Origin of the sequence: Reyranella sp., assembly GCF_050185545.1 — a bacterium.
In the GTDB taxonomy this organism is placed as follows: domain Bacteria; phylum Pseudomonadota; class Alphaproteobacteria; order Reyranellales; family Reyranellaceae; genus Reyranella.
In genome coordinates, this window is sequence record NZ_JBFWZI010000006.1 from 88,944 (window position 1) to 97,690 (window position 8,747).

Annotated in this window: 7 protein-coding genes and 2 pseudogenes; 6 read left to right on the plus strand and 3 right to left on the minus strand. The window is 66.5% G+C overall.

Annotated elements, in window-relative coordinates; translation table 11 throughout:
* Positions 1–44: 44 nt before the first annotated feature.
* Genes AB7O82_RS03100 through AB7O82_RS03120 form a run of 5 tightly spaced genes read left to right on the plus strand, consistent with a single transcriptional unit; the run spans position 45 to position 5,503 of the window.
* Complete coding sequence (locus AB7O82_RS03100; protein WP_428553590.1) at positions 45–1,682, plus strand: ABC transporter substrate-binding protein; 1,638 nt, start codon at positions 45–47, stop codon at positions 1,680–1,682.
* 7 nt (positions 1,683–1,689) lie between these two features.
* On the plus strand, positions 1,690–2,694 hold the full coding sequence (locus tag AB7O82_RS03105; protein WP_428553593.1) for an ABC transporter ATP-binding protein: 1,005 nt from the start codon (positions 1,690–1,692) through the stop codon (positions 2,692–2,694).
* Entirely contained in the window at positions 2,691–3,677 is a 987-nt protein-coding gene (locus AB7O82_RS03110) for an ABC transporter ATP-binding protein (protein WP_428553596.1), read from the plus strand. Before AB7O82_RS03105 ends, AB7O82_RS03110 begins: the two co-directional genes overlap by 4 nt.
* The gene (locus tag AB7O82_RS03115) at positions 3,677–4,606 is read left to right on the plus strand and encodes an ABC transporter permease (RefSeq protein WP_428553599.1); all 930 of its coding nucleotides are present in this window, start codon (positions 3,677–3,679) and stop codon (positions 4,604–4,606) included. The genes AB7O82_RS03110 and AB7O82_RS03115 overlap by 1 nt, the downstream gene beginning before the upstream one ends.
* 36 nt (positions 4,607–4,642) lie before the next feature.
* Positions 4,643–5,503: an ABC transporter permease gene (locus AB7O82_RS03120; RefSeq protein WP_428553610.1), complete on the plus strand. Its 861-nt coding sequence runs from the start codon at positions 4,643–4,645 to the stop codon at positions 5,501–5,503.
* A gap of 190 nt (positions 5,504–5,693) precedes the next feature.
* On the opposite strand, the gene AB7O82_RS03125 is transcribed toward AB7O82_RS03120, so the two are convergent.
* Positions 5,694–6,461 (minus strand): HpcH/HpaI aldolase family protein, encoded by a 768-nt coding sequence (locus AB7O82_RS03125; protein ID WP_428553602.1) that lies wholly within the window; start codon positions 6,459–6,461, stop codon positions 5,694–5,696.
* Positions 6,462–6,709: 248 nt separating this feature from the next.
* Here AB7O82_RS03125 and AB7O82_RS03130 point away from each other — a divergent pair, with 248 nt between their 5' ends.
* The gene (locus AB7O82_RS03130; RefSeq protein WP_428553604.1) at positions 6,710–6,910 is read left to right on the plus strand and encodes a hypothetical protein; all 201 of its coding nucleotides are present in this window, start codon (positions 6,710–6,712) and stop codon (positions 6,908–6,910) included.
* Between the two features lie 496 nt (positions 6,911–7,406).
* Here AB7O82_RS03130 and AB7O82_RS03135 read toward each other — a convergent pair.
* Positions 7,407–8,366, minus strand: a pseudogene (locus AB7O82_RS03135) (PAS domain S-box protein); the annotation flags it as partial.
* Positions 8,367–8,565: 199 nt separating this feature from the next.
* Positions 8,566–8,747 (minus strand): annotated as a pseudogene (locus AB7O82_RS03140) (c-type cytochrome); the annotation flags it as partial.

Consider the following 8,747-nt stretch of genomic DNA (forward strand, 5'->3'; position numbering starts at 1 on the left):
TTCGCGGATTAGCGTCGCGGCCTTCATCGAGGGGAGTTCGCGCCATGTTCCTGCGTCGCCGCGGCCTGATCGCCACCACGAGCCTCGCCGCCGCGAGCCTGAGCCTTCCGCGCATCGCCATCGGCCAGGTGGACCAGCGGCCCAGCATCACCATCGCCGTGCAGCAGATCGCCAACAGCGCCTCGCTGGAGCCGCTGCGCGAGCAGTCCAATGTCGGCCAGCGCGTCTTCTCGTTCCTTTTCGAGCCGCTGATCATGCAGAACCTGCTGGGCAAGCTCGAAGCGGTGCCGGGCCTGGCCGAGAGCTGGAAGCGCCTCGACGCGCGCACCGTCGAGTTCACCCTGCGCAAGGGCGTGAAATTCCACAATGGCGACGAGATGACGGCCGACGACGTGGTCTTCACCTTCAGCCGCGAGCGCATGTTCGGGCCGGACTACGACATCGGCTCGAACAAGACCCTGTTCACCTCGGTGCTGATCCGCGATTCTGTCCAGGGCAAAACCCTGCCTCCGGAAGTGCCGGCGGTCGCCAAGCGCCTGTTGCCCGCGTTGGAGAAGGTCGAGGCGATCGACAAGTACACCGTGCGCTTCACCAACCGCACGCCCGACGTCACCCTGGAAGGCCGGCTGGGCCGCATGGGCAGCGACATCGTCTCGCGCCGCACCTTCGACCACGCGAAGAGCTGGATGGAATGGTCGCGCGCGCCGGTTGCGACGGGTCCCTACAAGGTGCGCGAATTCGTGCCCGACCAATCGCTGGTGATGGACGCCCACGACGACTACTGGGGCGGCCGACCGCCATTGAAGAGCGTGCGCATGGTGGTGGTGCCCGAGGTGGCGACCCGCATCAACGGCCTGCTGGCCGGCCAGTTCGACTTCATCTGCGACGTGCCGCCCGACCAGATCCCGGGCATCGAGAAGAACGCCAGGTTCGAGGTACTGGGCAGCACCATCGTCAATCACCGCCTCACGGTGTTCGACAAGAACCATCCGCGGCTCGCCGATCCGCGCATCCGCCGCGCCTTCACCCATGCGATCGACCGCAAGGCGATCGTCGACGCGCTGTGGTCGGGTCGCACGCGCGTGCCGGCCGGCCTGCAATGGGAGTTCTACGGACCGATGTTCGTCGAGAACTGGACGGTGCCGGACTACGATCTCGCCGCGGCCAAGGCGCTCCTGAAGGACGCGGGTTACAAGGGCGAGCCGATCCCCTACCGCCTGCTCAACAACTACTACACCAACCAGGTGGCGACGGCGCAGGTGCTGGTCGAGATGTGGCGTCAGGCCGGGCTCAACGTGCAGATAGAGATGAAGGAGAACTGGCAGCAGATTTTCGAGGGCAACGGGCAGCGCGCCGTGCGCGACTGGTCCAACAGCGCGGGCTACAACGACCCCATCTCCTCGATCGTCGCCCAGCACGGCCCGCAGGGCCAGCAGCAGCAGGTCGGCGAATGGAGCAACGAGGAGATGAACAAGCTCTCCGCTGCCATGGAGGTCGAGACCGACATGGCCAGGCGCAAGGCGATGTTTGCCCGCATGCTCGTGATCTGCGAGCGCGAAGATCCCGCCTACACGGTGCTGCACCAGAACGCCACGTTCACCGCCAAGCGCAAGGACATCCGCTGGAAGGCCTCGCCCTCCTTCGCCATGGAATTCCGCACCGTCAACTTCGCCACCAATTGAGCAGGCGATGACCGTACCTCTGGTCGAGATCGCCGGCCTGACCGTCGATTTCGAGAAGGATGGGCGACTGTCGCGCGCGGTCGACGGCATCGACCTCGCGGTCGCACCGGGCGAGGCTTTGGGCATCGTGGGCGAATCGGGCTCGGGCAAGAGCGTGATGTGGCTGGCCGCGCTGGGGCTCCTGCCCGCCCGAGCCCGCGTCGGCGGCTCGGTGCGCATCGACGGGCAGCAACTTGTCGCGGCATCGCCGCGACTGCTCGAGCAGGTGCGCGGCAAGCGCATCGCCATGATCTTTCAGGACCCGTCGAGCTGCCTCAATCCGGTGCATCGCATCGGCTGGCAGCTTGTCGAGGCACTGAAGCTGCATCGCCGGCTCGACGGGGCAACGGCTCGGGCCGAGGCCCTGCGCCTGCTCGACCAGGTCGGCATCGCCGATGCCCGGCGCCGTCTCGGCGACCATCCGCATCAGCTTTCCGGCGGACTCAACCAGCGCGTCATGATTGCAATGGCACTGGCCGGTCAGCCCGACCTGCTTATCGCGGACGAGCCGACGACGGCGCTCGATGCCACCATCCAGGCGCAGATCCTGGCCCTGCTGGGCGACATCCGCCGCGACACCGGCATGGCCATGGTGCTGATCAGTCACGACCTCGGCGTGGTCGCCGAGAACGTCAGCCGCGTCGCCGTCATGTATGCCGGTCGCCTGGTCGAGGAGGCGCTGGGCAAGGATCTGTTCGGCGGCCCCCGACATCCTTACACGCAAGGCCTGCTGGCGGCCCTTCCCGACCTGACGGGCCCGCGCCGCCAGCTCGCTGCCATCCCCGGCACCGTGCCCGAGCCAGGCAAGGCACCGGCCGGCTGCTCGTTCGCGCCGCGCTGCCCGGTGGCCGAGCCGCGTTGCCAGAGCGACCCACCGGCCAGCCGCCGCGTCGGCCTGCTGCATCGCAGCGCCTGTCATCTGTCGATCGAACCGGGCTTCTCCGCCTGGGCCCTGCCCAGGGCCGCCGAATGAGCGCCTTGCTCGAGGCGACGGACCTTCGCCGTGTCTATCAAGTCCGCACTGGCCGCGGCCCGTTCACCGCCAAGGCATCGTTGCGTGCCGTCGACGGCGTGTCGCTCCGACTCGAGGCCGGCCGCACCCTGGGTCTTGTCGGCGAGTCGGGCTGCGGCAAGTCGACGACGGGCAAGCTCGTGCTGGGCCTGATCCCGCCCACGTCCGGCACCGTGCGCTTCATGGGCGAGGAGATGCCGGCCGCTGGCAGCGCCGACTGGCGCGCGCTGCGGCCGCGCCTGCAGATGGTCTACCAGGATCCGCTGGGCGCGCTCGATCGCCGCCTGCCCGTCGGCATCCAGATCATGGAGCCGGCGACCATCCACGGCACCCGGTCCCCGATCGAGCGGCGCGAGCGCGCGGCCGAGGTCATGACGGCGGTCGGCCTGCAGAGGCACCAGTTCGCCCGCTATCCGCACGAGCTGTCCGGCGGCCAGCGCCAGCGGGTCGTGCTGGCGCGTGCGCTGATGACCGAGCCGGACCTTCTGGTGTGCGACGAGCCGATCTCCGCCCTCGACGTGTCGATCCAGGCGCAGGTCGTGAACCTACTGCTCGACCTGCAGGAGCGGCTCGGTATCGCCTACCTCTTCATCAGCCACGACCTGAAGGTCGTGCGCCAGGTAAGCCACGAGGTGGCCGTCATGTATCTCGGCCGCATCGTCGAGCAGGGCGAGGCGGAGGATCTGTTTGCCCGGCCCTTGCATCCCTATACGCGCGCGCTGGTGTCGGCGATTCCCGTCCTGGGGCCGCGGCGGGAGCGTCTGCTGCTGCAGGGCGATCCGCCGAACCCGGTCGACGTCCCGCCGGGCTGCGCTTTTCATACGCGCTGCCCGTTCGCGACCACGGCCTGCCGAGCCGAATTACCGGCCTTGAGGCCAGTCGTCGGCGGCCGGCAGGTCGCCTGCCATCGCGTCGGCGAACCCGCCCTGCAGGTCGCCGCCTGATGCTGTCGTTCGCCGCCTCGCGCCTGCTGCGCGCTGCGCTCACGATCCTGTTCGTCATGACATTCGCCTTCGTGGTGCTGCGGCTGTCGGGCGATCCCGCCCTGCTCATCATGTCGGTCGATGCGCCCCCCGAGGCGATCAAGGCCTTCCGCCAGGCCTGGGGTCTCGACCAGCCGATCTGGGAGCAGTACCTCGCCTACATCGCCCACGCCTTCACCGGCGACTTCGGCAAGTCAATGCGCGACGGCCGCCCCGCCATCGACCTGGTGATGGAGCGCGTGCCGGCGACGCTCGCCATCACCCTGCCGGCGCTGGCGCTCAAGATCGGACTGGGAATCCCCGCCGGCATCTACGCCGCCCTGCATCGCAATTCGCTGGCCGATCGCCTGACCATGGTGGTGTCGGTGGCGGGCTTCACCATGCCGAGCTTCGTGCTGGCGCTGCTGCTGGTGCTGGTGTTCGCGGTAAATCTGGGCTGGCTGCCGGCGAGCGGCGCCGACTCGCCGATCTACGCAATCCTGCCCATCGTCACCCTCGGCGCCTCGGGTGCCGCGATCATGGCGCGCTTCACGCGCTCGGCCATGCTCGAGGTCCTGGGACAGCCTTACATCCGCGCCGCCTCGGCGAAGGGCGTCCAATGGCGACGCGTCGTCTCCCACCACGCGCTGCCGAACGCCGCCATCCCGACCGTCACCATCATCGGCTTCATGATCGGCAGCCTGGTGGCGGGCGCTGTCGTCGTCGAAAGCGTTTTCGCCTGGCCGGGCGTCGGCCGATTGCTGGTCTCGGCCGTCGCCAACCGCGACCTCGCGGTTGTGCAGTCGATCCTGATGGTGATCGCCGCCTGGATGGTGGCCGCCAACTTCACGGTCGACATGGCCTATGGCTGGCTCGATCCGCGCGTCCGCGGCGCGGCGGCGGGGCACTGAGGCACCATGGCCCTCCGCGATTCCCTGCCCGTTCGCCTGCCAGGTTCTACCCTGGGCGACATTGTGCGCCGCATCGGGCGCCTGCCGTTCGCCATCGGCCTGGCCGCGCTGTGGCTGGTGCTGATGGTCGTGGTCGCCCTGGGCGCCGATTTCCTGATGCCCTATTCCATCACCGCCTTCGACCTCAAGGCGCGGCTCTCGCCGCCCCTCCTGTTCGGCGGCGTCATCTCCCATCCGCTCGGCACCGATGAGCTCGGCAGAGACGTGCTTTCGCGGCTCATCATGTCGATCCGCATCAGCCTGCTGATCGCCCTGTTCGGCACGCTGATCGCCGCCACCCTGGGCACGGCGCTCGGCTTCCTCGCCGCGCATTTCCGCCGCCACGTCGAGACGCTGATCCTGATGGCGATCGACTTCCAGGCCAGCATGCCGTTCATGATCATCGCGCTCTCTGTGCTCGCCTTCTTCGGCAACAGCCTGCCGCTGTTCGTCGCCCTGATGGGCTTCCATTCCTGGGAACGCTATGCCCGGATCACGCGCGGGCTGACGCTGGCGGCCAACGAGCAGGGCTACGCCTCGGCGGTGCGCCAGCTCGGCGCCGGACCCGGTCGCATCTACGGCCTGCACATCCTGCCCAACATCGCCTCGACCCTGATCGTGTCGATGACGCTGACCTTCCCCGAGATCATCCTGCTGGAATCCGGCCTGTCGTTCCTCGGGCTGGGCGTTCAGCCGCCGCTCACATCGCTCGGCAACATGGTCGGCTACGGCCGCGAGTACATCACCCGCGCGCCCTGGATCATGCTTGCGCCGGCCACCGTGATCGTGCTCACGACGCTGTCGATCAGCATCCTGGGTGACTGGCTGCGCGACAAGCTCGATCCGACCCTGCGTTGACGGGGACGATGACGGCCTTCTCGGCGCCTGTGACTTTTCGATCAGCGCTTCCAGTCGCGAGGGTGACTGAAACGAAGATCACTCGCTGCGCTCGTGATGACGATAGGGCTGTCATCCCGAGCGTAGCAAGGGGGACCCTTGCTTTCCCATCGCGCAGCCGAAGTCGGAAGCGCCGAGAAAGTACCGGGCCTCAGGCCGTCTTGGCCTTGAGCTCGTCGAGCTGCGTCCGCGCACCGGCGATCATGCACGACAGGTCGGACGTCAACATCACCATGTCGAAGCCGCGCTTCACCGCGCCGGCGGCGAACGCCGCGCTGGCGCAATGCATGACGCACTTGATGCCGGCGTTGTGCGCCGCCGCCAGGATCTTGTCGCAGGTGGCGAGGTGGAGCGGATCCGGGTTGTCGCCACGCGGCGCCAGGCCCAACGCGAACGAGAGGTCGGCCGGCCCGATATAGACCGCGTCGAGGCCGGGCGTGGCGCAGATGGCATCGAGGTTGGCGAGGCCTTCCTTCGTCTCGATCATGGCCATGACGACGATCTCGTCGTTGGCGTGGGCGACGTAGTCGGCGCCGCCATAGTGCACGGCGCGCACGGGCCCGGACGAACGCATGCCGACGGGCGGATAGCGGCAGGCCGACACGGCCATGGCGGCTTCCGCCGCGGAATTCACCAGCGGCACGATGATGCCGTAGGCGCCGAGATCCAGGGCCTTCATGATGGCCGCCGGCTCGTTCCAGGCGACGCGCACGACCGGGACCGTGTCGGTCTGCGAGATCGCCTGCAACAGCGGCGCGACGTCCTTCATTTCGGCAGTGCCGTGCTGCAGGTCGACGCACAGGGCGTCGAAGCCCTGGCGCGCCATGACCTCTGCGGTGAATCCGTGGGACACGGAGAGCCAGCCCAGCGTTGCGCATTTTCCGGCACGCCACATCTGCTTGATCTTGTTGGGTCGCACGGTCGCTCCTCCGGCCTTACATTCCATCCCATGATCGGGTTGATCGCTATCAAACGCAAACGGCCCTGCGAATCAAGGGCCACCGTCGCAGCAAGGCCGGATCGGCACTGATCACCAGGTTCGGCGACCGCCCGGCAAAATCCTTGCCGCCACGGCACGCCGCCGCCCGCCCGGCTTCTGGAGGGCGCTTGCACCGCAGCGACTGAAATCCCTAGTCTCGCGATCTGAAATTTCGGGGGAGATGCACCATGCGTTACACGATCCTGACCCTGGCGCTCGTGGCCCTGCTCGCGACCACGGGAGCAACCACGATCGCCGTTCCCGATGCCTGTGCCCAGGCCACCTGCCGCAGCAAGTGCACCGACGACGAGCAGGCTTGCCTGAAGCGCACCGGCAACAAGAGCCAGTGCGGCGGCCGTGCCCAGGACTGCCTCGCCAAGTGCAAGTGAGCGGCCTCGATTGGCCGTGCCCCTCGGCTCCGAGTGTCGAGCCCACTGCCGGAAGCGCTTGCCCCTTACTCCATGCACCGACTCGAGTGGCCCGAGCTACCGGCGAGGTAACTATTGCCTGGGGCTGGAGGTCGCGTACGTCGGCGTGCACCTGGTAGTGAAGACCTGAGCGCAAATACTCCACCACGACCTGCCGGAAATGCTGCCTCGCCGCATCTTGCACGATCGCCGTGCCGAACCCTCGACGGGTCGGTGGTGTCACCGCCGGTCCACCACTTTCCCGCCAGGAGAAGACGAAGCCGTCGCCCTGCAGGCTGCCGGTCACGACGATGTTGCCCCCTGGGCTGGACAAGGCGCCGTGCTTCAGCGCGTTCGTCCGCAGCTCATGGATGATGAGGGCAAACTGCTCGGCCATTCGCGGACTGATCAAGACATCGTCCCCCTCGTACCTGACCCGGCCCGGCAGCGCAGCCATCTGAATGGAGACCAGCTTCGCCAGCGAGAGATTCTGGGAGGATGCGGAGAAGAGATTGTAGGTTTGTGCCAACGATTGCACACGACCGGTAAGGTCCTGGACAAGCTCCTTGCCCTCACCCGCCCTGTCACGTGCCGTCATCACAATCAGGGCGTGAAAGACAGAGAACAGGTTTCTGGTGCGGTGCTCGAGCTCCCTGATAAGGAGACGCTGGCCTTGCTCGACGCGCTTGCGCTCGCTGATGTCCAATACCGTCGCAAGCACCGCCTGCCTGCCATCCTGCTCGATTGGATTGAGCCCGATCTCGACCGGGACCTCGCCTCCATCCTTGCGCTGGCCATTGAGGTCGCGACCTGCCCCCATTGCGCGGGCTTCTGGATTTTGCTGGTACACGAGCCGCAGCCTGCGATGGCCGTCCTGATGCGACCGGGGGACCAGCAGCTCGACAGGCTTGCCGGCCAATTCTTCGGGCTTGTAGCCGAACGTCTTTGCAATGCTCGCATTGGCGAGCATGATCGTTCCCGCCTCGTCGACCAGCAGGAAGCCGCTCGGAGCCGCATCGAGCAGGAGCCGTATGTTGCGCTGCTGGACGACGAGCCGCTCCACCAGTCCGTTGAGCACAACAGCGATAGCGACGTTCACCGCACTGATGAACAGGAACAACAGGAGTTGAATCGCTTCCTGCGTCCCAAGAGAAAAGACAGAGTCGGAAGGAAAGAAGAAGTGCCAAGCCGCAACTGTCGACAGCATCGTCGCCACGATGCCGGGGCCCAGCCCACCAAGAAGCGCGGCAACGATGATCGCGGGGTAGAAGGTGATGAAGGGAACTCTTGGTCCCACGTAGTGCGCGACCAGCCAGCGCATCAACAGGGCAACGGCCACCAGGCCGAGCGCGATGCCGTATGCTGCCCACCATTTCCGCCGGATCGCGAGAAGGGGCTCAAGCCATGGGTACAGCCTGAAGCCAAGAGAGTACGGCATTGCCCCTGCCCGTCCCCATTTCACAGTATCTTTATGGTAATAATATAACGAGCTTGGGGATGTTTTGATATGCAGAGAAAGCGCAAGGTTTTCACTGTCCGGGGTCCGTACGTTAGCGGACGTTCTTGCCTGAAAACGTGAAAATGCTGAGACAGTGGCCTCTCGAGGCCATCCTACCGCCGCGTTCGCCGCGCGCTGGTCATCCTTCGAGGGATTTTAAATAGGCGATCAGGTCGCCGACCTCGCCGACCTCCAGTCGAAACTGAGGCATGGCCGGATGCGCAGTCACGATGCCTTCGGCGAGTGCCTCTGCAAGATTCTCCACAGGGTACCGGAGATGGAGGGCGCGGAAGGCCGGTGCTGCCTGCAGGGGGCTTGTAC

Coding starts and splice junctions, on each gene's coding strand:
- AB7O82_RS03130 (WP_428553604.1), top strand. CDS start 6,710: ATGCGTTACACGATCCTGACCCTGGCGCTCGTGGCCCTGCTCGCGACC.
- AB7O82_RS03100 (WP_428553590.1), top strand. CDS start 45: ATGTTCCTGCGTCGCCGCGGCCTGATCGCCACCACGAGCCTCGCCGCC.
- AB7O82_RS03115 (WP_428553599.1), top strand. CDS start 3,677: ATGCTGTCGTTCGCCGCCTCGCGCCTGCTGCGCGCTGCGCTCACGATC.
- AB7O82_RS03105 (WP_428553593.1), top strand. CDS start 1,690: ATGACCGTACCTCTGGTCGAGATCGCCGGCCTGACCGTCGATTTCGAG.
- AB7O82_RS03110 (WP_428553596.1), top strand. CDS start 2,691: ATGAGCGCCTTGCTCGAGGCGACGGACCTTCGCCGTGTCTATCAAGTC.